This is a genomic window from Pseudonocardia sp. CA-107938 (assembly GCF_050936315.1).
Classification (GTDB): Bacteria; Actinomycetota; Actinomycetes; order Mycobacteriales; family Pseudonocardiaceae; genus Pseudonocardia.
Genome location: NZ_JBNJNA010000001.1, coordinates 1,753,687 through 1,779,135 on the forward strand (window position 1 = coordinate 1,753,687; position 25,449 = coordinate 1,779,135).

24 protein-coding genes are annotated in these 25,449 nt (G+C 73.0%); 14 read left to right on the top strand and 10 right to left on the bottom strand.

Translation table 11 applies throughout. The features are described 5' to 3' along the window. Window positions 1-33 precede the first annotated feature (33 nt). A complete protein-coding gene (locus ACQEVB_RS08775; protein WP_432967244.1) occupies window positions 34-2,121 on the top strand; it encodes a DNA polymerase III subunit gamma and tau in 2,088 nt (695 codons plus the stop codon). A 155-nt stretch (window positions 2,122-2,276) separates the two neighbouring features. Here the strand turns inward: ACQEVB_RS08775 and ACQEVB_RS08780 are convergent, their stop codons facing one another. Continuing rightward, the gene (locus tag ACQEVB_RS08780; RefSeq protein ID WP_432967246.1) at window positions 2,277-3,038 is read right to left on the bottom strand and encodes an N-acetylmuramoyl-L-alanine amidase; all 762 of its coding nucleotides are present in this window, start codon (window positions 3,036-3,038) and stop codon (window positions 2,277-2,279) included. An 86-nt stretch (window positions 3,039-3,124) separates the two neighbouring features. Between ACQEVB_RS08780 and ACQEVB_RS08785 the strand changes: the two genes are divergently transcribed. After that, entirely contained in the window at window positions 3,125-3,457 is a 333-nt protein-coding gene (locus tag ACQEVB_RS08785; RefSeq protein WP_432967248.1) for a YbaB/EbfC family nucleoid-associated protein, read from the top strand. Between the two features lie 6 nt (window positions 3,458-3,463). Beyond that, entirely contained in the window at window positions 3,464-4,081 is a 618-nt protein-coding gene (gene recR / locus ACQEVB_RS08790; protein WP_432967250.1) for a recombination mediator RecR, read from the top strand. Window positions 4,082-4,123: 42 nt separating this feature from the next. Here recR and ACQEVB_RS08795 read toward each other — a convergent pair whose 3' ends face one another. Beyond that, complete coding sequence (locus ACQEVB_RS08795; protein WP_432967252.1) at window positions 4,124-4,312, bottom strand: hypothetical protein; 189 nt, start codon at window positions 4,310-4,312, stop codon at window positions 4,124-4,126. A 202-nt stretch (window positions 4,313-4,514) separates the two neighbouring features. Here ACQEVB_RS08795 and ACQEVB_RS08800 point away from each other — a divergent pair, with 202 nt between their 5' ends. Genes ACQEVB_RS08800 through ACQEVB_RS08810 form a run of 3 tightly spaced genes read left to right on the top strand, consistent with a single transcriptional unit; the run spans window position 4,515 to window position 6,262 of the window. Next, window positions 4,515-5,438: a helix-turn-helix domain-containing protein gene (locus tag ACQEVB_RS08800; RefSeq protein ID WP_432967254.1), complete on the top strand. Its 924-nt coding sequence runs from the start codon at window positions 4,515-4,517 to the stop codon at window positions 5,436-5,438. Then, complete coding sequence (locus tag ACQEVB_RS08805) at window positions 5,438-5,629, top strand: DUF397 domain-containing protein (protein WP_432967256.1); 192 nt, start codon at window positions 5,438-5,440, stop codon at window positions 5,627-5,629. Before ACQEVB_RS08800 ends, ACQEVB_RS08805 begins: the two co-directional genes overlap by 1 nt. Window positions 5,630-5,641: 12 nt before the next feature. After that, complete coding sequence (locus tag ACQEVB_RS08810) at window positions 5,642-6,262, top strand: hypothetical protein (protein WP_432967258.1); 621 nt, start codon at window positions 5,642-5,644, stop codon at window positions 6,260-6,262. Here ACQEVB_RS08810 and ACQEVB_RS08815 read toward each other — a convergent pair. The 3 genes from ACQEVB_RS08815 to leuA are packed head-to-tail and all read right to left on the bottom strand — an operon-like array spanning window position 6,228 to window position 10,060. Next, complete coding sequence (locus ACQEVB_RS08815) at window positions 6,228-7,628, bottom strand: DHA2 family efflux MFS transporter permease subunit (protein WP_432967261.1); 1,401 nt, start codon at window positions 7,626-7,628, stop codon at window positions 6,228-6,230. The two genes, ACQEVB_RS08810 and ACQEVB_RS08815, sit on opposite strands and share 35 nt — an antisense overlap. Beyond that, window positions 7,625-8,209, bottom strand: a complete 585-nt coding sequence (locus tag ACQEVB_RS08820; RefSeq protein WP_432967264.1) for a TetR/AcrR family transcriptional regulator — start codon at window positions 8,207-8,209, stop codon at window positions 7,625-7,627. Before ACQEVB_RS08820 ends, ACQEVB_RS08815 begins: the two co-directional genes overlap by 4 nt. A 57-nt stretch (window positions 8,210-8,266) precedes the next feature. Next, window positions 8,267-10,060 carry a 2-isopropylmalate synthase gene (gene leuA / locus ACQEVB_RS08825; protein WP_432967266.1) on the bottom strand — a complete coding sequence of 598 codons (1,794 nt, stop codon included), beginning with the start codon at window positions 10,058-10,060 and terminating at the stop codon, window positions 8,267-8,269. A gap of 278 nt (window positions 10,061-10,338) precedes the next feature. Here leuA and ACQEVB_RS08830 point away from each other — a divergent pair, with 278 nt between their 5' ends. The 5 genes from ACQEVB_RS08830 (at window position 10,339) to ACQEVB_RS08850 (ending at window position 14,794) form a co-directional block, all read left to right on the top strand. Next, window positions 10,339-10,641 carry a hypothetical protein gene (locus tag ACQEVB_RS08830; protein ID WP_432967269.1) on the top strand — a complete coding sequence of 101 codons (303 nt, stop codon included), beginning with the start codon at window positions 10,339-10,341 and terminating at the stop codon, window positions 10,639-10,641. 9 nt (window positions 10,642-10,650) lie between these two features. Next, complete coding sequence (locus tag ACQEVB_RS08835; protein ID WP_432967271.1) at window positions 10,651-11,382, top strand: DUF6796 family protein; 732 nt, start codon at window positions 10,651-10,653, stop codon at window positions 11,380-11,382. Between the two features lie 135 nt (window positions 11,383-11,517). After that, a complete protein-coding gene (locus tag ACQEVB_RS08840) occupies window positions 11,518-12,783 on the top strand; it encodes an aspartate kinase (RefSeq protein ID WP_432967274.1) in 1,266 nt (421 codons plus the stop codon). After that, entirely contained in the window at window positions 12,780-13,838 is a 1,059-nt protein-coding gene (locus ACQEVB_RS08845; protein ID WP_432967277.1) for an aspartate-semialdehyde dehydrogenase, read from the top strand. The genes ACQEVB_RS08840 and ACQEVB_RS08845 overlap by 4 nt, the downstream gene beginning before the upstream one ends. After that, window positions 13,835-14,794 carry a ketopantoate reductase family protein gene (locus ACQEVB_RS08850; RefSeq protein WP_432967280.1) on the top strand — a complete coding sequence of 320 codons (960 nt, stop codon included), beginning with the start codon at window positions 13,835-13,837 and terminating at the stop codon, window positions 14,792-14,794. The genes ACQEVB_RS08845 and ACQEVB_RS08850 overlap by 4 nt, the downstream gene beginning before the upstream one ends. A gap of 4 nt (window positions 14,795-14,798) precedes the next feature. On the opposite strand, the gene ACQEVB_RS08855 is transcribed toward ACQEVB_RS08850, so the two are convergent. After that, entirely contained in the window at window positions 14,799-15,707 is a 909-nt protein-coding gene (locus tag ACQEVB_RS08855; protein WP_432967283.1) for an endonuclease/exonuclease/phosphatase family protein, read from the bottom strand. Between the two features lie 214 nt (window positions 15,708-15,921). Between ACQEVB_RS08855 and ACQEVB_RS08860 the strand changes: the two genes are divergently transcribed. Continuing rightward, window positions 15,922-16,983, top strand: coding sequence for a hypothetical protein (locus ACQEVB_RS08860; RefSeq protein WP_432967286.1), 1,062 nt, complete (start codon window positions 15,922-15,924; stop codon window positions 16,981-16,983). 11 nt (window positions 16,984-16,994) lie between these two features. On the opposite strand, the gene ACQEVB_RS08865 is transcribed toward ACQEVB_RS08860, so the two are convergent. Next, window positions 16,995-18,380, bottom strand: coding sequence for an MDR family MFS transporter (locus tag ACQEVB_RS08865; protein ID WP_432967289.1), 1,386 nt, complete (start codon window positions 18,378-18,380; stop codon window positions 16,995-16,997). Between the two features lie 114 nt (window positions 18,381-18,494). Further along, window positions 18,495-22,562, bottom strand: coding sequence for a trypsin-like peptidase domain-containing protein (locus tag ACQEVB_RS08870; RefSeq protein ID WP_432967292.1), 4,068 nt, complete (start codon window positions 22,560-22,562; stop codon window positions 18,495-18,497). 85 nt (window positions 22,563-22,647) lie between these two features. On the opposite strand from ACQEVB_RS08870, the gene arsC reads away from it, so the two are divergent. Together arsC and ACQEVB_RS08880 are read left to right on the top strand one after the other, a co-directional pair. Beyond that, entirely contained in the window at window positions 22,648-22,998 is a 351-nt protein-coding gene (arsC, locus tag ACQEVB_RS08875) for an arsenate reductase (glutaredoxin) (protein WP_432967295.1), read from the top strand. A 54-nt stretch (window positions 22,999-23,052) separates the two neighbouring features. Next, window positions 23,053-23,436: a pyridoxamine 5'-phosphate oxidase family protein gene (locus ACQEVB_RS08880; protein ID WP_432980242.1), complete on the top strand. Its 384-nt coding sequence runs from the start codon at window positions 23,053-23,055 to the stop codon at window positions 23,434-23,436. 77 nt (window positions 23,437-23,513) lie between these two features. Here the strand turns inward: ACQEVB_RS08880 and ACQEVB_RS08885 are convergent, their stop codons facing one another. Together ACQEVB_RS08885 and ACQEVB_RS08890 are read right to left on the bottom strand one after the other, a co-directional pair. Further along, the gene (locus ACQEVB_RS08885) at window positions 23,514-24,422 is read right to left on the bottom strand and encodes a carbohydrate ABC transporter permease (protein ID WP_432967298.1); all 909 of its coding nucleotides are present in this window, start codon (window positions 24,420-24,422) and stop codon (window positions 23,514-23,516) included. Further along, window positions 24,419-25,426, bottom strand: coding sequence for a carbohydrate ABC transporter permease (locus ACQEVB_RS08890; protein WP_432967301.1), 1,008 nt, complete (start codon window positions 25,424-25,426; stop codon window positions 24,419-24,421). Before ACQEVB_RS08890 ends, ACQEVB_RS08885 begins: the two co-directional genes overlap by 4 nt. Window positions 25,427-25,449 lie beyond the last annotated feature (23 nt).

Consider the following 25,449-nt stretch of genomic DNA (forward strand, 5'->3'; position numbering starts at 1 on the left):
AGGACGGCAGCCGACACGGGAGGCGGGGCACGCATGGCACTGGCCCTGTACCGCAAGTACCGCCCGGCCAAGTTCGCGGAGGTCGTCGGCCAGGAGCACGTCACCGAGCCCCTGCGGGTCGCCCTCGAGGCCGGCCGGATCAACCACGCGTACCTGTTCAGCGGGCCGCGCGGCTGCGGGAAGACCTCGAGCGCGCGCATCCTCGCCCGCTCGCTGAACTGCGAGCTCGGGCCCACGCCGGACCCGTGCGGGGTGTGCCCGTCGTGCGTCTCGCTCGCGCCCGGCGGTCCCGGCAACATCGACGTCACCGAGCTCGACGCCGCCTCCCACGGAGGCGTCGACGACACCCGCGAGCTGCGCGATCGGGCGTTCTTCGCGCCCGCCGAGTCGCGCTACCGGGTGTTCATCGTCGACGAGGCGCACATGATCACCACGCAGGGCTTCAACGCCCTGCTGAAGATCGTGGAGGAGCCGCCGGAGCACCTGGTGTTCGTGTTCGCGACCACCGAGCCGGAGAAGGTGCTGCCGACGATCCGGTCGCGCACCCACCACTACCCGTTCCGGCTCATCCCGCCCGGCACCCTGCGCAAGCTCATGGAGGGCATCTGCGCGGAGGAGGGCGTCACGGTCGCGCCGGCGGTGTACCCGCTGGTCGTGCGCGCGGGCGGCGGTTCGGCCCGCGACTCGCTGTCGGTGCTCGACCAGCTCCTGGCCGGTGCCGGACCCGAGGGCGTCACCTACGAGCGGGCCGTGGCGCTGCTCGGCGTCACCGACGTCGCGCTCATCGACGACATGGTCGACGCGCTGGCGGCAGGCGACGGCGCCACCGTCTACGAGACCGTCGACCGGCTCGTCGAGGCCGGGCACGATCCGCGGCGCTTCGCCTCCGACCTGCTGCAACGCCTCCGCGACGTGCTGCTGCTGCAGGCCGTGCCGGAGGCGGCGAACCGCGGGCTGGTCGACATCGCCGAGGACGAGCTGGCGCGCATCGTCGAGCAGGCCGACCGGCTCGGCGCCGCCACCCTCACCCGCTACTGCGAGATCCTGCACAACGGCCTGGTCGAGATGCGTGGTGCCACCGCACCGCGGCTGCTGCTGGAGCTGCTCTGCGCCCGGATGCTGCTGCCGGCGGCGTCGCCCGCGGAGCCCGGCCTCCTGGAGCGCCTCGAACGCCTGGAACGCCGCAACGACATCGCCGCCGCCCCCGCCACCGCGGGTGACGGCGGGCCGGTGGACGCCGGAGAGCCGGGCAAGCGCACCTTCCGCAGGGCGAGCCAGGCAGCGCCGGAGCCCGCGCGTGCGGCCGAGCCGCCGCCCGCGCGTCCGGCAGCCGCCGAGCCGGCCCAGCCCGTCCCTGCGTCCGAGCGTCCGGTTGCCGCCGCCCCGACCCCTCCGGTGCCCGCGCGCCCGCCGGCGGCCGCGGACGACCGCGCGGCCCGTCCCGCCGCCGAGCGTCCCCAGCCTCCGCCCGAGCGTGCTCCCGCCCGTCCTGCTGCGGAGCGACCGGCGGCTCCGCAGCAGCCCGCCCCACCGGCCCCCGGCCGCGGCACCGACCTGGACGCCGCGGCGGTGCGCCGCGTGTGGTCCGAGGTGCTGTCCGCGGCGCGCGGCCGCAGCCGCAGCATCGAGGCGATGCTGGTCAACGCCACCGTCCGCAGCCTCGACGGCGACACCCTCGTGCTCGGCATCGGCGCTCCCTCGCTGGCGCGGCGGCTGTCGGAGAGCCGCAACGCCGACGTCGTCTCGGCCGCGCTGCACGACGTGCTGGGGGTGCGCTGGACCGTCCGCTGCGAGTCCGCCGACGCCCCGTCCGGCCCGCCGGCGCGCGCTGCCGGGCCCGCGCCGCAGCGGCAGGCGCCGCCGCAGCGCCGGCAGGTCCCGCCGCCTGCGCCGCAGCCGGCCGCGCCGCAGCGCCCCGCCCCGCCCGTCGACGAGGAGCCGCTGCCGCCAGAGCCGCCGGACGACGACGAACCCCCCGAGGACGACGAGTACGCCGCCGACCCGATGACCGACTCGGTGGCCCCGCCCGACATGCCGCCCCCGGAGCGCAACGGCCCGGAGGAGGCCGCCATGCGGCTGCTGTCCAGCACACTGGGCGCGCAGAAGCTGGATCGTGCTTGATCTGTCGCGCCTGCGGCGCTCCGGGCTCGCGCGCTCTTGTGACGACGACTTGCTCCCCCGGTGCTCGCGCCCCGCGTCGTTCCTCTGAGGGCGCTGCGCGCCTCCTCCGCAAGTCGTCGTCGCGCGCTCGCACCGAGGTTGCGGTTGAGCAGCAGTCAGTGGGCGAGGAACGCGAGGACGCCGGCGGCGATCGCCGCGGCGTAGCGGTCGCGCCCCTCCGGTGACGTGACGGTGGCCGCCTCGGCGGCGTTGCGCATGTTGGCGCACTCCACCAGCACGGACGGGCGGTGGGAGAGGTTGAGCCCGGCCAGGTCCGGGCGCCCGGACAGCCCGTCGGTGCCGGTGTAGCTCGACGTGGCGAAGCCCGCGCCGCGCAGCGCGTCGCGCAGGGAGGTGGCCAACGCCCTGGTCGGGCCGGCCTGGGCCGGGTCGGGCGGCGGCTCGGCGTAGGCGACGTGGAAGCCGTGGTCGGCGGGGCCCGACCCGTCCGCGTGCACCGAGACGAACGCGTCCGCGCCGGCCGCGTCGGCGGCAGCGGCCCGCGCGTCGACGCACGGCCCGACGCCGGCGTCGTCGGGACGGGTCAGCACGACCCGGACGCCGGCGGCCACGAGCCGGGTCTCCACCCGCTGGGCGACGTCGAAGGTGAAGGCGTGCTCCGGGTAGCCGGCGTCGGTCTCGGTGCCCACGGTGTTGCACGGCTTGGTGCCGCCACGCCCGTCGGGGACGGGCCGGCGGATGTCGGCGCGACCGGCGTAGTTGCCGCCGTTGTGCCCCGGGTCCAGGACGACCACTCGCTGCGCCGGCGGTGGGGCTGCGCCTGCTGCGACCGGCGCCGCCGGCGCGGCGCCGGAGCACGCCACCACGCTCGCCGCCGCAAGGGCCACGAGCAGGCGACGGGCAGTGGCGCGGCGCACGTCCCCACCCTCGCACGGCTACCCTGGCAGGCAGAGCCGGGTGCGCGCACGCGTCCCGGTGACGCGACGGGTGAGGGAGACCGCAGGTGGTGCAGCCGGGTGGGCCCGACATGCAGATGATCATGCAGCAGGCGCAGGCGATGCAGCAGCAGCTGCTGGCCGCGCAGGCCGAGCTGGCGGAGGCGGAGGTCACCGGGCAGGCGGGCAACGGCCTGGTCAAGGTGACGATGACGGCCGCGCAGGAGGTCCGGTCCGTGGCCATCGACCCGAAGGTCGTCGATCCCGAGGACGTCGAGACGCTGCAGGACCTCGTCGTCGGCGCGTTCCAGGACGCCGCGCAGAAGGCGGCCGACCTGCAGCAGCAGAAGATGGGCCCGCTCGCCAGCGCGCTGGGCGGCGGCTTCCCCGGCCTCGGCTAGGGCGCGGTGTTCGAAGGACCGGTTCAGGACCTCATCGACGAGCTCGGACGGCTGCCCGGTGTGGGCCCGAAGAGCGCCCAGCGGATCGCGTTCCACCTGCTCGCCGCCGACCCGGCGGACGTGACGCGGCTGCAGGACGTGCTGCAGAAGGTCAAGCAGGGCGTGGTGTTCTGCGAGGTCTGCGGCAACGTGTCGGAGCGGGAACGGTGCCGCTACTGCGCCGACGCCCGGCGCGACCCGACGATCGTCTGCGTCGTCGAGGAACCGAAGGACGTGCTCGCCGTCGAGCGCACGCGCGAGTTCAAGGGCCGCTACCACGTGCTGGGCGGGGCGCTGGATCCGCTGGCGGGGATCGGGCCGGACTCGCTGCGGATCCGTGAGCTCTTGGCCCGGCTCGGTGGCACGGGCCCGGCGGCGGACGAGACCGACGTCGCCGAGGTGATCATCGCGACCGACCCCAACACGGAGGGCGAGGCGACGGCCACGTACCTGGTGCGGTTGCTGCGGGACTTCCCCGGCCTGACCGTCACGCGGTTGGCCTCGGGGCTGCCGATGGGTGGGGATCTGGAGTTCGCTGACGAGCTGACCCTGGGTCGAGCCCTGTCCGGTCGCCGCGCCCTGTAGTTCAGGGGCGCGACGACCGGATCGGGGTGACGGGGCAGGACATCAGTCGTCGTCCTCCTCGTCGGACCGGCTGCCGTCGTACCCGTGGTACTGCCGCTGGCGGGACTCCCAACGCTCCCGCCGGTCCCGGGCGACCCGGCGCCACTCGGCCGCCTGCGCCGCGTCGACGATCCCGACGACGATGGCGACGACGACCAAGAACCCGATTCCGATCGCGATGTAGGTGATCATGCGATCACCCTCCCTTCCCCCTTCTTTCGCCGGCGGGTTCGCCGGACGTGTGTGGTGTCCCGGTAGACCCGGAACCGGTGGCGTCGGTTGGGGGTGGCCCGTCCGATGCCGAGGCGAAGGCAGCAGCGGCGTGGTGACTTCCGTTACACCGCTCCTGGTGATGAGATTGCCCGACGCAGGTGCACCATGCAATTGCAAGCCCATGGAGAACCCGGACGGAGCAATGGCCACACCGCGGTCGCCCCTCGGCTCCCGGCGCACGCTGGGCGCCGAGCTGCGCCGTCTGCGCACCCGGTCCGGCCTGACGCTCGACGACGTCGCCGCCCGCATGACCTGCTCCACCTCCAAGATCTCGCGGCTGGAGAACGGCAAGGGCATCCCGAAGATCCCGGACGTGCGCGAGCTGATACGCATCTACGGGGTCACGTCGGAGAGCGAGCGGGAGACGCTGCTGCGGCTCGTGCACGACGGGCGCGAGCGCGGCTGGTGGGAGCCGCTGCGCGACGCGCTCCCGCACGACCTGGTCGTCGACCTGACCGTGCGGCACGCCGCGCTGGAGTCCGAGGCCCTGCGTGTTTCGGCCTTCGAGATCGTGTTCGTGCACGGTCTGCTGCAGACCCCTGACTACACCCGTGCGGTCCTGTACGCCGGGGGCGGTGCGCGCACGGAGGAGGAGTTCGAGCGGTTGCTGGAGCTGCGCCGGCGACGGCAGGAGGCGTTGCTCCGCCCCGATTCGCCGATGCTGTTCGTGCTGGTGTTGGACGAGTCCGTGCTGCATCGCGAGGTCGGTTCGCCCTCGGTCATGGCCGACCAGCTCGATCACCTGTCCGACATGGCGCAACGGCCCAATGTGAGCATCCGCATCCTGCCCTTCTCCACGGGGGTTCGAGGCGGGCACGGCGGGCCGTTCGGCGTGATGGAGTTCCCGCCAGGATCCGGTAGCGACATCGTCTACCTGGAGGGACACAGCGGCCTGGCTCATCTGGACGCGCCGTCCGACGTCGAGCACTACCGCGCGATGTTCGGAGATCTGCTGGTCGCGTCTCGTCCGCAGGACGTATCCAAGGCGGAGATCGATCGTTTCCGGGACATCCACCGGGCGCGGGCGAAGGACAGATCGGCGTGATGACGACGTATCGGACCAGCAGCTTCTGCTGCAGCGGGGAATGTGTCGAAGTGGGCCTGCACGGTGACGGCTCGGCCACCATCCGCGACACGAAGGACCCGGCGCGCGCCGTCGTGCAGGAGTGCTCGCCGCAGGCGTGGTCGGCGTTCCTCGCCGCCGCTGCGGCGGGTGAGTTCGATCTGTCCACCTGAGACCATTCCGGTGTGGACGACGAGCGGATCGCGCGCACGCGCAAGGCACTGCACGCGGTTGCGGAGCTGGTGATCGCCGGCCCGCAGCATCGGGCCGTCGGCACGATCCGCCTGCAGGCGACGCCGGGCGGGTTCGGCGCGGTCGCGTCCGGCCTGCGGGTGGAGGGCACCGAGCTGGTGTGGGGCACGGGGCGGACCCGGCTGACCGGCACCTGCCGCTCGTTGGCGGAGGTCGCGGGCGTCGACGTCGGCGCTCCCGAGGGGCTCTACCACGACGGCGCCGAGCTGGGCCCCGACGACGAGCTGGTGATCGAGGACGCGGCCGCGGGTCTGATCGCGGAGTGGTTCGCGCGCGGTGACTCCGCGCTGCGCACGTTCGCGCCCGACATCGACCCGGTGCTCTGGCCGGAGCACTTCGATCTCGGGATCTCGGTCGACGAGATCAACTACGGGGTGTCGCCCGGCGATGCCGCGGTGTCCCGCCCGTACGCGTACGTGGGGCCGTGGACGCCGCGGGAGGGCGAGTTCTGGAACGTGCCGTTCGGGGCCGTGCGCACGATGGAGCAGGTGGCCGACCACCACGTGCTGGCTGCGTTCTTCAGCGAGGGTCGGGAACGGGCTGCGGCTGGCTGACGGGTCGCCGCGCGACGGCCAGCCCGGCGCCGAGCATGGCCGTGGCGAGGCCGGTGACGACGAGGAACACCCAGCCGTGGCGCAGCAGCGGCAGGTCGCCCACGGCGCCGGTCGAGGCCGTGCCGACGATGGTGACGACCGCGGCGATCCCGAGCACCGAGCCGATCTGCCGAGCCGTGTTGATCAGCGACGAGCCCGAACCCCACTGCGCCGGCGTCAGGTAGGTGCCCACGGCCGACGAGAGCGCGGGCAGGATCAGCCCGACGGCGAGACCCGTGCCGAGCTGGCCGGGCAGGAGCACGCCGAGGTAGTCGGGCTCGGCTCCGGCGCGCAGGGCCCACCATGCGGTGCCGGCGGCGAAGACCAGCCCGCCTGCTGCGGCGAGCGGGCCGATGCCGAAGCGGTCCTGCAGCCGGCCGGAGAACCGCGCGACGACGACCACCACGAGCGGTCCGGGCGCGAGCGCGAGACCCGCCAGCGGCGCCGGGTACCCCCAGGTGCCGGTCAGGAACAGCACGTTCACGACGAGCAGCGCGGCGAACCCGGCAGTGAACACGAGCATCGCCGTCGAGGCGAGCGCGGCCGGCCCGTGCCGCAGCACGGCGAGGTCGAGGGCGGGTTCGGGGTGGCGTCGCGAGCGGATCACGACGAACCCGATGCCGGCCACTGCCGCGACGAGACCGAGCGTGACCTGCGGATCCGCCCATCCGGTGTCGGGTGCGCGCACCAGCGCCCACGCGAGCGCGCCGACCCCCACCACCAGGCCGATGGCACCGACCAGGTCGGGCATGCCGGTGCGCAGGTGGGCGCTCTCGTCCAGCACCCGCACGCCCGCGACCAGCGCGGCACCCGCGACCGGCAGGTTCACCAGGAACACCCAGTGCCAGGACGCCTCGACCAGCAGCCCGCCCAGCGGCGGGCCGAGCGCCGCCGCGACCGCGCCGATCGATGCCCAGATGCCGACGGCGTGGGCCCGCCGCTCGGCGGGGTAGGCGGCGAGCAGCAACGACAGCGACGTCGGCGTGAGCATCGAGGCGCCGAGCGCCTGCACGGCCCGCGCGGCGACGAGCAGGGCGACCGACGGTGCGGCGGCACAGGCGGCCGAGGCGAGGGTGAACACCGCCAAGCCGACGAGGAACACGCGCTTGTGCCCGAAGCGGTCGGCGAGCCGGCCGGCCACCGCGAGGAACGCCGCGAACACGACGGTGTAGCCGTTGAGCACCCAGGACATCTGCGCGAGGTCGCTGCCGGGGAAGTCCGCCCGGATCGCGGGGAACGCGATGTTGACGATGAACAGGTCCAGGCTCGCGAGGAACGCCGCAGAGGAGACGACCAGCAGCGTCCGGCCGGGGTGCTGCGCGCTCACAGCAGGCCTTCGCGGACGGCGGCGAGCACGCGGTCGGAGATCTCGTCACCCGCGGTGGCGCGGGCGAGCACGACGGCCCCGACGAGCGCGGCGAGGTCGCGCAGTGCGGCGTCCTCACGTTCACGCTGGTCCGCGCCTTGTTCGGCGAGCTCGGCAATCCTCGCGACCGAGTCCCGCACCGCCGGACCGTACGCGGCGCGGACGGCGCTGCCGGGCTCGGATCGGGCGATCTCCACCGCGAGCGCGGCGTTGGGGCAGCCTCGCTCCGGCGCGTCGCGGTGGGTGCTGCTCAGGTACTGCTCGACGAACGCGGCGCGGGTCGCCGCCGGGTCGCCGCCGTGCTCCTCGTGCAGCTCGCGGAGCCGGTCGGCGCGCTGCGCGAACGCCGCGTGGACCGCGGCCGCGGCCAGCGCGTCCTTCGAGGGGAAGTGCCGGTAGAAGCCGCCGTGGGTCAGCCCGGCGGCGGCCATCACCTCCGGCACCCCGACGCCGTCGACGCCGCGTTCGCGGAACAGCCGGGACGCGGCGTCGACGATCTGGTCGTGGTGGCGCGCGGTTTCGGCGCGAGAGGACCGGGGCACACCGTGCAATTTAGATGATGTGCATCATCTAAGCCAGGGGTGTGCCCCGGGCCCCGTTCAGCGCATGGCGCGGTTGATCGCGGACACCACGGCCTTGAGGCTGGCGCTCACGATCGACGAGTCCACGCCGACACCCCAGAGGACCTTGTCCTCCACCGTGCACTCGACGTACGCCGCGGCGCGGGCGTCGTCACCGGCGGACATGGCGTGCTCCTGGTAGTCGAGCACCCGCACGTCGAAGCCGATGCCGGCCAACGCGTCGACGAACGCGGCGAGCGGGCCGTTGCCGCTGCCGGTGATCTCGTGCAGGTCGTTCTCGACGCGGACGGTGGCGACGATCTCGTCGGTGCCCTCCCCGTCGCTGGTCAGGCGGTGCCGGATCAGCTTGAGCGGGGTCTCGCGGGCCAGGTACTCGGTCTCGAAGACGTCGCGCATCTCCTTCGGGGAGACCTCGCCGCCCTCGGAGTCGGTGACCTCCTGGATGGCCCTCGAGAACTCGATCTGCAGTCGCCGCGGCAGGTCGAACTGGTGCTCGGCCTTCATGATGTACGCGACGCCGCCCTTGCCGGACTGCGAGTTCACGCGGATCACGGCTTCGTACGTGCGCCCGATGTCCTTCGGGTCGACGGGCAGGTACGGGACCTCCCACGCGAAGTCGTCGACCGCGACACCGGCCTCGTCCGCTGCGGCGCGCATGGCGTCGAAGCCCTTGTTGATGGCGTCCTGGTGGCTGCCGGAGAACGCCGTGTAGACCAGGTCGCCGCCCCACGGGTGGCGCTCGGCGACGGGCAGCTGGTTGCAGTACTCCACCGTCCGACGGATCTCGTCGATGTCGGAGAAGTCGATCTGCGGGTCGATGCCCTGGGTGAACAGGTTCATGCCCAGCGTCACCAGGTCGACGTTGCCGGTGCGCTCGCCGTTGCCGAACAGGCAGCCCTCGATGCGGTCGGCGCCGGCCTGGTAGCCCAGCTCGGCGGCGGCGACGCCGGTGCCGCGGTCGTTGTGCGGGTGCAGCGACAGCACGATCGCGTCGCGCCGGTCCAGGTGGCGGTGCATCCACTCGATCGAGTCGGCGTAGACGTTCGGGGTGGCCATCTCGACGGTCGCCGGCAGGTTGACGATCATCGGTGCCTCGCGGGACGGCTGCCAGATCGCGCTCACCGCGTTGCAGACGTCGACGGCGTACTCCAGCTCGGTGCCCGTGTAGGACTCGGGCGAGTACTCGAACCGCCACTCGGTGTCGGGGTACTTCTCGCTGAACCGCAGCACGTCCTCCGCGCCGTCGGTGGCGATCTTGGAGATGCCCGGCCGGTCGGACCGGAACACGACCCGCCGCTGCAGGATCGACGTCGAGTTGTACAGGTGCACGATCGCGCGGGGCGCACCCTCGCAGGCCTCGTACGTGCGCTCGATCAGCTCGGTGCGGGCCTGGGTCAGCACCTGGATCGTCACGTCGTCGGGGATGGCCTCGTCCTCGATGATCTCGCGGACGAAGTCGAAGTCGGTCTGGCTCGCGGCCGGGAAACCGACCTCGATCTCCTTGTAGCCCATGCGTACGAGCAGGTCGAACATGCGGCGCTTGCGGCCGGGGCTCATCGGGTCGATCAGGGCCTGGTTGCCGTCGCGCAGGTCGACCGCGCACCACAGCGGGGCCGAGGTGATGCGCTTGTCCGGCCAGGTGCGGTCGGGCAGCGACACCGGCTCCACCAGCTCGTGGAACGGGCGGTAGCGATGGACGGGCATGTGGGAGCCGCGTTGCGGGTTCCACGGCGGCTGCGTGTTCGGCACCGGCCGGGACGGGGTGCGCAGGCGGCTGGCGGCGTTGGACACGAACGCGTCGGGCGGGTTCACGGGGTCGCTCCTGGATGTGGGCCGATCAGGGATGGACCGGCGCACGCCAGAACCCGCGACGAGGGGCCGGTCGGTCAGACCCCGCCGCGGCGGCGAAGGAGCAGGGCTCCCCAGATGTCGCGCACGGCACCGAGGTTAGCCCGAACCCGGGCGGGTTCCGCAACCCACCCCCGACCGGACGTCACTCGATCGGCGGAAGCGCGTTGTGTCGGCATCGGGCCTGTGATCATGCCAGGATGGAGCACTGACCAGGCCGTAACGGCTTCGAGGAGGACGTCATGGCAGTCGGGACCACGGCGCGGCGCGGGATCGACCTGCTCGCCGGCCTGTTGCGCCTCATCGGCCTGCTCATCGTGGCCGTTCTGGTCGTGCACATCGTGCTCGTCGTGCTGGACGCGAACCCCGCCAACACGTTCGCGGCCACCATCGCGAGCCTGGCCGACACGTTCGACCTCGGCCTCTCCAACCTGTTCCAGTACAGCGAGCCGAAGCTGTCGGTGATCCTCAACTACGGCGTCGCGGCGATCATCTGGTTCGTCATCACCAGCGTCGTCGTGCGGCTGGTGCGCCGGATCGGCTGATCGCGGCACGTGGAACGACACCACCTGGTCCGGCTGGCCGGGATCGCCGGGGCGCTCGCCTCGGCCGTCTACGCCGTCGGCGACGTGCTCCTGCTCGGCCGCGAGGCAGAGCCGGAGCGGCATCCGGCCGTGGCAGACCTCCACCGGGCGCAGACGCCGGCGCTGCAGCTCGTCCCGTCCTCGACCGGGCGGCTCGCAGCAGGGGCCCTGCTGGGCGTCTACGCGTCGCCGCTGCACCTCGCGGCCGTGTGGCACGTGTACCAGGGACTGGCGCCGGCCGGCCCGCGCCGGGCCCTTCCGCCGGCCCTGATCCTGGCCGGTGCGTGGACGTGGGCGTCGTTCATCCACGGCACGTACCTGTACACCGGTCGGACGTACAAGGACATCGAGGCGCTGGCGGACGATCCCCGTGCCCGGGAGCAGCTGGTGGCCACCGCGCAGACCTACGAGCGGGTCACCGGGGCCGGCTACGCCCCGTTCGGTCTCGCCGTGGTCGCCGCCTCGGCCCTGATCGTCGACGCCGTGCGGCGCGGCGAGACCGCCTACCCGCGCTGGTCGGGGCCGCTGGTGGCACCGGCCGTCCCGATCGTGGCGGCCGTCGCGCTCACCGCGACCCGCGTCCTGCCTGGCCGGGCCCGGCACGCGCTGCAGGGAGCCGGGTTCAGCCTCGGCACCCTGGCGAGCATCGGCGCCAGCACCGTGCTGCTGTGGCGCAACCGCCGGGCCGGCACCGCGCGCTGAGGTGACCGATGCGCCGCAGTGTGGCGTCGGTCAAACCGGTCTGCGGCTTTTCAGCGCACGGGTAGGCTGACGTCCCGACCAGCGCCCTCGGGCGCTCCAACGACGGCGCAGCCGCGCCAGTGCAGGAGGTCGGCGGTGGCCCTCGTCGTGCAGAAGTACGGCGGATCCTCGGTGTCGGACGCGGATCGCATCAAGAAGGTCGCCGAGCGGATCGTCCGAACGCACAAAGAGGGCAACGACGTCGTCGTGGTCGCGTCCGCGATGGGCGACACGACGGACGACCTCCTCGATCTCGCCGAGCAGGTCTCGCCGGCCCCGCCGCCCCGCGAGCTGGACATGCTGCTGACCGCGGGCGAGCGGATCTCCAACGCCCTGCTGGCCATGGCGATCCACGCGCTCGGCGTCGAGGCCCGCTCGTTCACCGGGTCGCAGGCAGGCATGGTCACCACCGGCAAGCACGGCGACGCGCGCATCGTGCAGGTGAACCCGCACCGGCTGCGCGACGCCCTCGACGAGGGCTCGATCGTGCTGGTCGCCGGCTTCCAGGGCGTCGCGCAGGACTCGAAGGACGTCACCACGCTGGGCCGCGGCGGCTCCGACACCACCGCCGTCGCGCTCGCCGCGGCGCTGGAGGCCGACGTCTGCGAGATCTACTCCGACGTCGACGGCGTGTACTCCGCCGACCCGCGGATCGTGCCCGACGCGCAGCTCGTCGACACGATCACCTACGAGGAGATGCTCGAGATGGCCGCGTGCGGGGCGAAGATCCTGCACCTGCGCGCCGTCGAGTACGCCCGCCGCTACAACGTCCCGCTGCGCGTGCGCAGCTCGTACACCGAGAAGCCGGGTTCGCTCGTCACCGGCTCGATCGAGGAGATCCCCTTGGAGAACGCGATCATCACCGGGGTCGCGCACGACCGGTCCGAAGCGAAGATCACCGTCACCGACGTGCCGGACACGCCCGGGATGGCCGCGCGCATCTTCCGCACGGTGGCCGATGCCGACATCAACATCGACATGGTGCTGCAGAACATCAGCCGCTCGTCGGCGCAGCGCACGGACATCACGTTCACGCTGCCCAAGGTCGACGGCCCCCGCGCCGTCGCCGCGCTCACCGCGGTGCAGCCGGAGATCGGCTTCCAGTCGATCATCCACGACGACGAGGTCGGCAAGGTCTCGCTGGTCGGCGCCGGGATGCGCAACCACCCCGGCGTGACGGCCACGTTCTGCGAGGCGCTCTCCAACGCCGGGATCAACATCGAGACCATGAACACCTCCGAGATCCGGATCTCGGTGATCTGCCGGGTCGACCAGCTCGACACCGCGGTGAAGGCCCTGCACGACGCGTTCGAGCTCGGTGGCGCGGAGCAGGCCGTCGTGCACGCGGGGACCGGGCGATGAGCCCCGTCCTGGCCATCGTGGGTGCCACCGGTGCGGTGGGTTCCACGATGATCGAGATCATCGACGCGCGGCCGTCCGTGCCGTGGTCGGAGATCCGCCTGATCGCCTCGCCGCGGTCGGCGGGGAAGGTGCTGCAGGTCCGCGGGCAGGACATCACGGTGCAGGCACTGGCGCCGGAGGTCTTCGACGGCGTCGACGTGGCGCTCTTCGACGTGCCCGACGAGGTCAGCGCCGAGTGGGCCCCGATCGCGGCCGCCCGCGGCGCCGTGGCCGTCGACAACTCGGGCGCGTTCCGCATGGACCCCGAGGTGCCGCTGGTGGTGCCCGAGGTGAACGCCGACAAGGTCACCGAGCGGCCGAAGGGGATCATCGCGAACCCCAACTGCACCACGCTGTCGATGATGGCGGCGATGGGCGCGCTGCACCGCGAGTTCGGGCTGGAGGCGCTGGTCGTGGCGTCGTACCAGGCCGCGTCCGGTGCGGGTCAGGGCGGCATCGACCGGTTGTACGAGGAGCTGGGCGCCGTCGCCGGCAAGGAACTGGGCAGCCGCAGCGGCGACATCGCCGACGCGTTGGCTGCTGCGGGGCTCGACCCGGCCGCCTCGCCGTTCCCGGCGCCGCTGGCGCTCAACGTCGTGCCGTGGGCCGGCTCGCTCAAGGACGACGGCTGGTCGTCGGAGGAGCTGAAGGTCCGCAACGAGTCGCGCAAGATCCTCGGCATCCCCGACCTCAAGGTCTCGGCCACCTGCGTGCGCGTCCCCGTCGTCACCACGCACTCGCTCGCCGTGCACGCCACGTTCGCCCGCGAGGTGTCGGTCGACGCGGCCCGCAAGGTGCTCGCCGAGCAGCCGACGATCGTGCTCCGCGACGACCCGGCTGCCGGGGAATGGCCGACCCCGGCCGACGCCGTCGGCGGCGACCCGACGTGGGTCGGCCGGATCCGGCAGGCGCTCGACTTCCCCAACACGCTCGAGCTGTTCGTCTGCGGCGACAACCTGCGCAAGGGCGCCGCGCTGAACACGTACGAGATCGCGGAGGAAGTCGCCAAGGCGTGAGGTACGTGATCGTCGGAGCCGGCTCGGTCGGCGCCGTCATCGGCGGCCGGCTGGCCGAGGCCGGTTCCGACGTGCTGCTGGTCGCGCGGGGTGCGCACCTCGCGGCGCTCGCGTCGGCCGGGCTGCGGCTGGAGGAGCCCGACCGCGCCCGCACGATCGCGGTGCCGGCTGCTGCGCAGGCGGACTGGCGGCCCGGCGATGTTGCGCTGGTCTGCGTGAAGTCGCAGGACACCGCGGCGGCGCTGCGAGACGTACCACGGGACGTGCCGGTGGTGTGCGCGCAGAACGGTGTCGCCAACGAGCGGTGGGCGCACGCGGCCGGGTTCGCCGACGTCTACGCCATGTGCGTGGTGCTGCCCGCCGAACTCGTCGAACCCGGGGTCGTGGTGAACAGCTTCGGGCCGGCGCCGGGCCTGCTCGACGTCGGCCGCTGGCCGGACGGCGTCGACGAGCGCGCGGAGCGGATCGTGGCCGACCTCGGTGCCGCCGGGTTCCGCGGCCGGGCCGAGCCGGCGGTCATGCGCTGGAAGTACCGCAAGCTCGTCACGAACCTCGGCAACGCCGCCGACGCAGCCTGCGACCCGGACGATCCCGAGCTCGACGCGCTCGTCCGCACCGCGCGCGCCGAGGGCGAACGGGCCGTCGAGGCTGCCGGCATCCCGATCGCGAGCCGCGCCGAGGACCGCGAGCGGCGCGGCGACCTGCGGATCCTGCCCGTCGCCGGTCGGGACCGCGAAGGCAGCTCCACCCGCCAGAGCCTGCGCCGCGGTTCGACTTCGGTCGAGGTGGACTTCCTCAACGGTGAGATCGTCGCGCTCGGCGCCCGGCACGGCATCGCGACGCCGGTCAACGCGGTGCTGCAGGCGACGCTGGCGGAGATGGCGGCGGCCGGTGAGGCCCCGGGCAGCCGCCGAGCCGCGGACCTCCTCGCCGAAGCTGCCGTCAGAACGCCCTGATGCCTCAGCGGACCAGGAGCGTGCTCACCACGACGCGGTGGTCGCTGCCCGGGAGGTCGCGCACGTCGAACGTCGACGGGGTGATGCCCTCGGTGGCCAGAACGTGGTCGATCTGGGGCCCGAACACCCTGGAGGCGCTGGTCGGCCCCCACGTCGGGACGAGCCCGTCCCCGCGGGCGGCCCCCGCGTCGGTGCAGCCGGCCGATCCGGCGCGGAGGGCGGAGTGGTCGAGGGTGGCGTTGAGGTCGCCCGCGATCACCGCCCGCCCGTGTCCTGCGCACCAGCGGGAGAGCAGCGCGAGGTCGGCGCGCCACGCCGCCATCCGACCCTGGACGGGCGACGCCGCGTGGAACGCGACGACCGTGACGTCCCCGAGCCCGCCGCCGGTGATCTCCACGTACGGTTCGAGCCCGAAGTCGGTGCCCAGCCGGGTGCGGACGGCGCCCAGCCGCTGCGCCACGAGGACGCCGACGCCGTCGCCGGTGGGGAGCACCCGTAGCCGAGCGGGGCCACGAAGGGGGCGATGCGCGGGCCGAACCCTCCGGCGGCCTCCGGCAGTGAGACGACGTCCGGTCGGGTCTCGTCGATCAGGGCGGCGAGCGCCTGCGGATCGGCGTGGGCGCGCAGGACGTTGGCGGCCATGACGGTGAGCGGCCGGCCGTCCGTCGGCACGGGGCCGGCGAGCGTCCGCGGCAGCACTGCGAACCCCGCGGTCATGGCCACCACGAGGGTGCCGACGAGCACGGGCCACAGCGCGCGGCGGAACACCGTGAGCACGCCGAGCAGGACCGCGACGCCCCCGGCCCCGAGGGCCAGCCACGGTCGGAACGCGACGACCTGGGTGAACGGCGGGTAGCTGTCGAGGCCACCGAACAGGTCGGGGAGCACGACGACGGCCAGCGCAGCCGTCCACACCGCGGCGCGGACGAACCGTGCGCGCGGCCGGACGGGCCGGTCGGTCACCTCGGTCACTCCCGCGACGTTACGGGTGCTGGCAGCGCCTCGGGGTGGCCGTGCGAGAACCTCCACGAGACGTTCACACGTCCGGCACGAGTGCCCGGGCGAAGCGCCTCGGCCGTTCGGGTTACGGTGGCAGCCGTCCCGCTCCCCACGGTGAACAGGAAACGATGCACCGCCGCGCCCTGCTGTCCCTGCTGATCGCCCCTGCCGTCCTGCTCGCCGGGGCCTGCTCGACCACCGTCTCCGGGACGGCGCAGCCGAGCGCCGGTGTGCCGGCGTCGGCGCAGGACATCACCTACCAGAACGGGTTCCGCGAGTTCGTCGACACGATGGCGACGATGCGCACGTGGGACCCGTGCGCGATGCACGACGTCGCCGGTGCCGAGTCCGCGACCGGCGGCAAGCGCCAGTACATCGTGCCGACGAGCACGGTCAACAAGTGCCAGCTCGTCCTGACCCACGCCGGTGACGACCACACGTGGTCGATCGACGTCGCGACGACGTTCGAGGGCTACCTCACGCGGACCTACGACGCCGGTGACCTGAACGGCACCAAGGTCTACCGGCAGAAGGCGCCGGAGGACCCGAACACGCCGTCGTTCGGGGTGTCGTGCGCGTACTTCTTCCCGGTGCAGGAGCCGCTGGGGATCAAGGTCGACGTCCAGACGACGGCGAAGGAGACCCGCGACCGGATGTGCAGCGTCGCCGACGCCTACATGACCGCACTGCTGCCGAAGCTGAAGAACCCGCCGCTGGTGTCGGCCGGCCTCACCACGCCGACGATCAGCGAGTACGGCAAGGACCCGTGCCTGGCGCTGAAGCCGGCGCTGCAGGCGCGACCGAAGGACCGCGGCGGCAACCCGAACTACGTCAGCGGCATGAACCCGTACACGTGCGACATGACGTCCGACCCGGGCATCGACAAGATCACGTTCCAGTTCACGACGCTGTTCGACGAGGGCGGGAAGACCGTCACGCTGGGCGGCCACAAGGCGTTCGTGAAGGACCGCATGGGCGAGTGCGACTACCGCATCCCGGTGGACCCGCCGATCAAGTTCAAGGTCGACGACCCGAAGTGGCCCGGCTACGAGCCCGGCATGCAGCTCACGATGGACGGGAAGTGCGACGACGCGCTCGCCACCGCCGTCGTCGCGGCCGCCGACGCGCAGCCGAAGGCGACCGCCCGGCCCGATGCCGCCGCCGTCCCGCTGGGCAAGCTCGTTCCGTAGCCCCGGGCCCGTCACGGGGTGCGCGGCGGCTCCACGACCCGTGCCGGGATCCGCGTCGCCGCCAGCACCATGACGGCGGCGAGGATCACCAGGCCGATCGAGATCCGGGCGACGGCCACCGCCAGCAGCGCCGGGTCCACGGCGGCGCCGGGGGCGTCCGAGACGTGCGTGCCGACGGTCGCGTTGGCGATGGCGCCGAACACCGCGACGCCGAGCGCGCTGCCCATCGACCGCAGGAACAGGTTGTTGGCCGTGACGACCCCGCGCTCGGTCCAGCCGACGCTGGCCTGCGTGGCGACGACCGTCGGCGACACCGTGAGCCCCATGCCCAGCCCGATCACCAGGCAGAACGCGGCGACGGCGAGCACAGGGGTGGACCGGTCGAGGGTGAGCAGCAGCGCGGTGCCGGCGGTGGCGACGACCGTGCCGAGCAGCACGCACGTCCGGTAGCCGTAGCGGAGGTAGATGCGTCCGGCCTGCGACGCGGAGATCGGCCAGCCGAGCAGGAGCGTGGCCAGGGCGAACCCGGCGACGAGCGGACCGTGGCCGAGCACCACCTGCACGTAGGTGGGGATGTACGAGGTGAGGCCGAGCAGGATCGCCCCGGCGCACACGGCGATCACGCCGCTGGCCACCAGCAACCGGCGCCGGAACACCCACAGCGGCAGCACGGGCTCCACCGCGGTGCGCTCCACGAGCACGAACGCGACGAGCAGCACCAGGCCGGTGGCCGCGATCGCGACGCCGGGCACCGACAGCCACGCCCAGCTGTGCCCGCCCTCGAGGATCGCCAGCAGTGCGAGGGTCAGGCCGCTGGTGAGCAGGACGGCCCCGCGGACGTCGATCCGCGGCTCGCCGCGTTCGACGCGCTCGGCGAACCGCCGCACGATCGTCGCGCCGGCCAGCAGGCACAGCGGCACGTTGACGAAGAAGATCCACCGCCACGACGCGTACTCGGAGAGCACCCCGCCCAACGTCGGACCGAGCACCGACGAGACCGCCCACACACTCGCGATGTAGGCCTGCACCTTGGCCCGCTCCGCGGTCGTGTACAGGTCGCCGACGACGGTGACGGTCATCGGCGCGATCGCACCGGCACCCAGGCCCTGCACGACGCGGGCCGCGATCAGCACCGGCATGCTCCACGCCGCCCCGCACAGCACCGAGCCGAGCAGGAAGACCGCGATGCCCGTGAGCAGCACCGGCTTGCGGCCGAACAGGTCGGCGAGCTTCCCGCACACCGGCACGGTGACGGCCTGTGCGAGCAGGTAGATCGAGAACAGCCACGGGAACTGCGTGAACCCGCCGACGTCCGCCACGATCGACGGGACGGCGGTCGCGATGATCGTGGAGTCGATCGCGATGAGCGAGGTCGCGAGCATGATCGCCCCGAGCACGGGGCCTCGCTCCGAACGCAGTCCGACGGTGGTCCCCAGGCTCATTGGCACCATGTTCGTCCGCGCGTCCGCGCGATCAAAGCGGGTTCACCGTCGGGGTGGGCAACGGCACGTTCAGCCGCACGGTCCCTCGACGCGCACCCCGCCCGGCAGCGCCGCCCGTTCCGCCGGGCTGAACGGGGCACCGGCAGAGCGGCACAGCTGGTCCGTCCACTGCTGCGGATCCAGCGTGAAGCGCCACGGCAGGAAGCCTGCGCCGCCGCCCAGCAGCAGCTCGGTCCCGTCCTCACCGATGGTCGGGTCGCGGTACTGCGACCCGTACTGCAGCTCGCCGGCCGGACGGCCGCTGCCGATGTCCCACAGCACGAGCGTGTTGTCGCCGCCCGTCGCCGACCGGAAGGTGATGACCTCGCCGCGGGCGTCGTACCCGACGAGCTGGTCGCGGTCCCCGATCCGCACCGGGGGCGCCGCGACGGCCGGCGGGTCGACGGTCCACGTGTCCAGCGTCCCGTCGGCGGTGCGCGCCACCAGCCGTGATCCGTCGGGACTGAAGTCGATCTTCTGCGGTCGCCGGACGTCCTGGCGGGGCAGTTCGGCGATCCGCCGCCGGGCCGTGACGTCCCACAGGCTGACGACCGTTCCGGGGCCGATCACCGCCACCTGGTCCGGGTGCCCCGGCCGGACGACCATCTCCGCCGTCCCGCGGTACCACGCGCGCTCCTGCGGGGTGTCCGCGAGCGGCAACGGCTCGCCCTGGGGTCGCCCGTCGCTGCCGAGCACGTGCAGCCCGCCGTCCGCCATGAGCACCGTGTGGTCGACCGGGCCGCCGATCGCGGAGTCCCCGCTCTCGCCGGGCGCGCGCGGCACCACCAGCGACCCGGCGGGGGTGAGCTCCGGCAGCGTGAAGCGGTCCAGGCGCCACGCCTCCGGCACGGTGCTGTGCAGGTCCACGAACCGCTCGTCGGCGATGAAGCCACCGAGCCGGACCTCGGGGCCGAGGGTCGGCGTCCGCGCGGCCAGGCTGCCCGTCCGCTGGTCCACCACGTTGAGGCCGGCGTCGGACAGCGTGAAGAGGAGATCGGGACGGGGACCCGGGTAGCTGATCGCCCACGGGCCGAGCGTGGTCGGCGCGCCGTGCAGCCGCAGCAGGCTGGTCGCGCGGATGTTCACCGCCTCGACCGGACCCTCGGGCGTCGACGGCAGCACGGCGATCGTGTCGCCGAGCGTCTTCGCGTCCGGATCCGTGCTCCAGCTGGGCGCCGTGGTCGTGTCGGGCGGGAGCGCGAACTCGGCCATGCGCCCGTCGTCGAGCGACACGACCCGCACCATGACCGTGCCGCCGCTCTGCGTGTCGATGAAGGGCAGCACGAGGTGGCCCGAATCGGCGCTGATCATCGAGCTGAAGCCGGTGGACGTGCAGGACGAGGCGACCGCGATCCGCCGCTGCTCGGCTCCCGTCACGACATCCTGCACGACGGCGGCCGCGCTCCCCAGCGACGTGCCGGAGGCAGGCGGGGCACAGCTCAGCACGGACGTGCCGTTGCGGACCACCGAGGTGGTGCCTTCGTACGTCCGGACCAGCGCTCCGTCGGCGAGCGCGCGGAGCTCCAGCTTCCCGGGCAATGCCGTGTTCTGGCCCACGCGCAGCAGCACCAGACCCGGGTCGGTCGTGAGCTGGAACCCGCGGGCCTGCGGATCGACCGTCCAGCTCGGGGTGGCGAGCACGGCGCCGGTGCGGGTGTCGATGACGGTGATCCGGCGATCGGCGTCCAGCCAGGCGAAGCGGGTGTCGTCGGTCGTGCGGAAGATGTTGCGGGTCGCGGCCCCTGGCCCGGCGAGCGTGCGGAACCGGCTCGGGTCGTCCAGGTCCCATGCCAGGACGCTGCCGTCCGCGGCGACGGCGACGGTGGTGCGGTCCGCTGAGGTCGGCCCGCGGGCGGCCAGGAAGTCGCTCGGGAAGCCGGCGAGGTCGTGCCGCACGGGGTGGTCCGCGCCGGGATCGGTGAAGGCGACGCCGTGCTCGTCCGCGAACAGCATGGTGCGGGCGTCGGGCGAGACCGCGACGTCGCTCAGCGGGCGGGCCGACAGCCCGGTCGTCATGCCGACGACGGACCGCATGTGGGCCGCCTGGCGCATCAACGCCTGCCGCGCGGCGAGGTTGGTCGTATCGAGCCGGTGGGCGGTGAGCGCGAGGCGGGTGGCCAGCGCCGGATCGGTGCTCGCCCGTTCGGCCGCGGTCTGCGCCAGCAGCTGCGCGTTGGCCGCGGCGAGCTGGCGGTCGATCTCGTCCCGGCTGATCACGGTCGCGACGGTCAGCGCGCCCGCGGCCAGCGCCAACACGGCGAGCACCGCCGTGACGACCCGCCAGCGGCGCACCTCGCGGCGCTGGCGGGAGACGCTGCGGGTCACGTACTCCCGAGCCGGGACGGGGACGTCGTCGACCCGCCGCGGCAGCCACTCCTGCGCCGCGGCCAGTGCGGTGCCGCGCAGGAGCGCGCCGTCGTCGCGGTTCGTGGCCTCCCAGCGGTCGCGCTGCTGTTCGAGCTGGTCGCGCCAGGCGAGGAAGGCACGGTCGTCGGCCAACCAGCCGGCCAGCCGCGGCCAGTGCGCGATCAGCGCCTGGTGGGCCAGCTGCAGCCGCTCGACCTCGCCGACGCGCTCCACGACCAGCAGCCGGCCGCGCACGAGCGGCCCGACGAGCGGTTCGAGGTCGGTCGGCAGCTCGGCCAGCCGCACCGGCCGCCGCACGAACCGCCCGTCCCGGTCGGGCGCGGCGAGCGAGGTGAACAGGCGCCGCAGCCGCGGGAGGTCCGCCTCCGCGAACCCGCGCATGATCGACTCGGCGTGGGTCGCGACGACCCCTGCGACGCCGCCGGCCTGCTCGTAGGCGGCGACGGTGAGGGAACCGCCGGCCCGGCGCTCCCACAGCTCGGTGAGCAGCGACTCCACGAGCGGAAGGTGTCCCGGCTCCGCCGCCGCGTCGTCGAGGATGCGGTCGACCAGGCCCGACTCGAACGTCAGCCCGGGTGCGCGCTCGGCGGGCGCGACGATCGCGTCGCGCAGCTGGCCGCGGTCCATCGGCGGCAGCAGCACGGTGCCGGCGCCGAGCAGGGCGGCCACACCGGGAGCGGTGATGCGGTCGAGCGACGCCGACCGCAGCGTCAGCACGACGCGCACCCCGGTGCGCTGCTCCGGCGGCCCGACGAGCTCGCCGAACCCCTCCAGCAGCAGCTGCGCCGTCTCCGGCTCAGCGGTCGCGAGCTCCTCGAACTGGTCGACCACGAGCACGTCGGCGCGGCCCGGGATGGTGGCGAGCACCTGGTCGGCGGTCTGGCCGGGCAGCGGCTGCAGCTGGGTGACCACGGCGCCCTCGGCCCGCAGCCGCGGGATCACCCCGGCCTTGACCAGCGACGACTTGCCCGCGCCCGACGGACCGACGACCGTCACCAGCGGGTGGCGCCGCAGGGTTGCGGCGACCGTCTCGATGTCGCGGTCGCGGCCGAAGAACCAGTCGGCGTGCTCCTCGTCGAACGGCTCCAGGCCGCGGTACGGGCACGGCAGCAGCTCCGGGTCGGTGCCGAGCACCTGGTCGATGGGGATCAGGTACGCCGTCGTCGTCGCCCCGGACGCGTCCGTGGCCACCGTCATCCCGACGACCGCGCCGGTGCCCTCGTCCCACACCGGGGAGCCGCTGAACCCGCCGACGATAGGCTGGTCGCCCACCGCCGCCTGCAGCTGGAACCAGCGGGTGCCCTGCTCGCCACGGATGCGCCCGGTCGTCCACACCCCGTCGGCCAGCCCCTCGGGGAAGCCGAGGACGCGGAAGGGGTGGTCCCACAGGGCGTCGATCCGGCGCAGCGGCGGCATCCGTGCACCGGTCGGGGCGGGCGCGTCGAGCTGCAGGACGGCGATGTCGCCGGTGCCGTCGGCAGCGATCGGCACCCACCGCACCACCCGCGCAGACCGGCTCCCGCCGTCGGGGAGCAGCGGGAAGTCGACGCGCACCGCGCGCTCCGGCGGCACCGCCGAGTACGGGTCGCCGCGGGTCGCGTCGGCCAGGACGTGCGCGCACGTCGCCAGCACGTCCGGGCCGAGCAGGAACCCGGCGCCGACCGGCTCGCCGGCCTCGTCCAGCACCCGCAGGACGACACGGGTGGCGAGTGCGTGATCGACCGCGGTCATCCGCACGGCCGGTCGTCGCAGAGCCTCATCTGGCTGGTCCCCCCGCCCGGAGCATATCCCCGACGCGGGGTGCAGGATCGGCGGCGTGGACGAGGTGACGATCTGGCACAACCCGCGCTGCTCCAAGAGCAGGGGCGCGCTCGAGCTGCTCGCCGAGGCCGGCGTGGCGCCGACCGTGGTGCGCTACCTGGACACGCCGCCGACCCGCGCCGAGCTCGTGGACGTGCTGCGCAAGCTGGGCACCGACGACCCGCGCGCGATCATCCGCACCGGGGAGCAGGCCTACCGCGAGCGCGGCCTCGCCGGCGCGGACCGCGAGACCCTGCTCGACGCGCTCGCGGAGGAGCCGTCGCTCATCGAGCGGCCCATCGTGCAGATCGGGGACCGCGCCGTGGTGGCGCGGCCGCCGGAACTGGTGCGGGAGCTGCTCGGGTGAGCTTGGGCGGCGTTCGCGGCGGCGGCGCCGGCGCTGGCGGCGACCGCGTCGCGGCTGCTCGCCGAGGAGCACGGCTACGCGTTCCTCGCCACGATCACCGCCGACGGCGCGCCGCGCCTGCATCCCGTCGCGCTGCTGCGGACTCCCGCGGAGGTGCACCTGGCCGTCGTGGAGACGTCGCTCAAGCTGCGCGACCTGCGCCGGGACCCGCGGTTCGCCCTGCACAGCTCGGTTGTCCCGCCCCTGGACGAGGAGCTGTCGGTGCGCGGGTCCGTGCAGGAGATCACCGACGTGCGGGTCCGGGAGCGGATCGGGGCCACCCGGCTCGACGGCGCCGAGCTCGCCGACCGCATGGTGCTCTTCGCGCTCGTCCCGAAGCGCGTGGTGTGGACGGTGTGGGCGGACGGCCGGCCACGCCGCACGACGTGGCGCGCCTGAACGACCGCACACGACGCTGGGCCCGTTCACACACGTCCCGACGTGTGTGAACGGGCCCAGCCGTGTGTGACGTGGGGTCAGCTCTTCACGCCGCCGGCCGTCAGCCCGGCCACGATCCGTCGCTGGAAGATCAGCACCATGATCAGCAACGGGACGGTCAGGATCACACCCGCCGCCATGATCGTGCCGGTCGGGATGTCGCGCCCGGTGGTGCCGGTGAAGAACGTGACCGCCACCGTGGCCGTGCGGATCTCGGCCTTGTTGGTCATCGTCAGCGCGATGATGTACTCGTTCCAGGCCGCGACGAACACGATGATCGCCGTGGTGAACACGCCCGGCGCCGCCAGCGGGATGATCACCTTGCGGAACGCCTGGCCCTGCGTGCAGCCGTCGATCATGGCGGCCTCCTCGAGCTCCGCCGGCATCTGCCGGAAGAACGCGGTGAGGTTCCAGACCGCCAGCGGCAGCCCGAACGACAGGGCGGGGATGATCAGCGCCTGGTAGGTGTTGATCCACCCGATGTCGGTGAACAGCTTGAACAGCGGGATCACCATCGCGATGCCGGGGAACATCGAGCACGCGATGATCACCGACAGCGCCAGGTTCTTGCCCCGGAAGTCCAGCCGCGCCAGCGCGTACGCCGCGAACGTGCCGATCAGCAGCGTGATGACCGTGACCACGCCGGCCACGATGATGCTGTTGATCAGCGCGATGGTGAAGTTGTTCTTCGCCTGGAAGGTGTCGGCGAAGTTCTGCAGCGACGGCGGCGACGGCACCGGGGTGATGTCGAAGGTGTCCGTCGGACGCCGCAGCGCCGTGACGATCATCCAGTAGAACGGCAGCAGGCAGTAGATGATGATCAGGGCGATGCCGACGTAGCCGGCGTACATGCCCCACGGCGTCTTCTTCTTCAGCACCGGGATGTCGGGCGGCGCGGTGTCGCGCGTGCCGGCCGGCTGCGCCGTGCGGATCGTCTCGCTGGTCACGGCTGGTCTCCCCTCGCGACGAGGCGGCGTGTCCTGCGGTTCGTCTTCGGGGTCTTGGCCCGGGCATCGCCGATGACGTCCGCGCCCAGCAGCTTGACGAAGAGGTAGGCGACGATCACGACGTAGAGGAACAGCAGGAACGAATAGGCCGCGGCCGGCCCGAACCTGGTGTTCGAGTTCTCCAGGAAGGCGAGGATCGAGACCGTCTCCACGCTGGGCTTCTGCGCGCCGATCAACACGAACGGCAGGTCGAACATGCGCAGGTTGTCGAGGATGCGGAACAGCACGGCCACCAGCAGCGCCGGCTTCACCAGCGGCAGCGTCATGGTCCAGAACTGCTTCCACGCGTTGGCGCCGTCGATCTTGGCGGCCTCGTAGATGTCGGCCGGGATGACCTGCAGACCGGCGAGCACCAGCAGACCGATGAACGGCGCGGTCTTCCAGGTGTCGGCGATGATGACGGCGAGCTTCGCCTGCCACCCGTCGACCGACCAGAGGATCTGCGTGCCGAGCACGTCGTTGGCGATGCCGTTGGCGTCGAAGATCCACCGCCACAGCAGCGCGGACACCACCGTCGGGATCGCCCAGGGCACGAGGATGCTGGCCCTGATGAGTCCCTTGCCCTTGAACGCCTTGTTCATGATCAGCGCCATGGCGACGCCGATCACCACCTCGATCAGCACGCAGACGACGGTGAAGAACGTGGTGTTGTAGAACGCGTTCCAGAACCGGACGCCGGCGTCCCCCGAGAAGATCGCGGCGTAGTTGTCGACGCCGACGAACTGGGTGCCCTCCACGACGAAGCCGTCCGCGTCGACGGTCTGGCCCTGGGTGAAGAGCGACTGGTAGATCGCGGCGAGGATCGGGTACCCGATGACGATGAGCAGGACGGCCATCGTCGGGGTGAGCAGCGAGGCCGCGAGCCGGCCCTGATGGCGGGTGTCGGTGCTCTTGCCCGGCTCGTGCTTCCGCGCCGCCGTGGGTGGCGCGTCGACCACGGTCATGACTGATCCCTCCTCGGCGGGCG

What these genes read in the sequence shown, in the direction of transcription:
- ACQEVB_RS08775 (WP_432967244.1), top strand. Translation starts at nt 34, where the DNA reads ATGGCACTGGCCCTGTACCGCAAGTACCGCCCGGCCAAGTTCGCGGAG.
- ACQEVB_RS08795 (WP_432967252.1), bottom strand. Translation starts at nt 4,312, where the DNA reads ATGATCACCTACATCGCGATCGGAATCGGGTTCTTGGTCGTCGTCGCC.
- ACQEVB_RS08800 (WP_432967254.1), top strand. Translation starts at nt 4,515, where the DNA reads ATGGAGAACCCGGACGGAGCAATGGCCACACCGCGGTCGCCCCTCGGC.
- ACQEVB_RS08805 (WP_432967256.1), top strand. Translation starts at nt 5,438, where the DNA reads ATGACGACGTATCGGACCAGCAGCTTCTGCTGCAGCGGGGAATGTGTC.
- ACQEVB_RS08830 (WP_432967269.1), top strand. Translation starts at nt 10,339, where the DNA reads ATGGCAGTCGGGACCACGGCGCGGCGCGGGATCGACCTGCTCGCCGGC.
- ACQEVB_RS08845 (WP_432967277.1), top strand. Translation starts at nt 12,780, where the DNA reads ATGAGCCCCGTCCTGGCCATCGTGGGTGCCACCGGTGCGGTGGGTTCC.
- ACQEVB_RS08860 (WP_432967286.1), top strand. Translation starts at nt 15,922, where the DNA reads ATGCACCGCCGCGCCCTGCTGTCCCTGCTGATCGCCCCTGCCGTCCTG.
- ACQEVB_RS08870 (WP_432967292.1), bottom strand. Translation starts at nt 22,562, where the DNA reads ATGACCGCGGTCGATCACGCACTCGCCACCCGTGTCGTCCTGCGGGTG.
- ACQEVB_RS08890 (WP_432967301.1), bottom strand. Translation starts at nt 25,426, where the DNA reads ATGACCGTGGTCGACGCGCCACCCACGGCGGCGCGGAAGCACGAGCCG.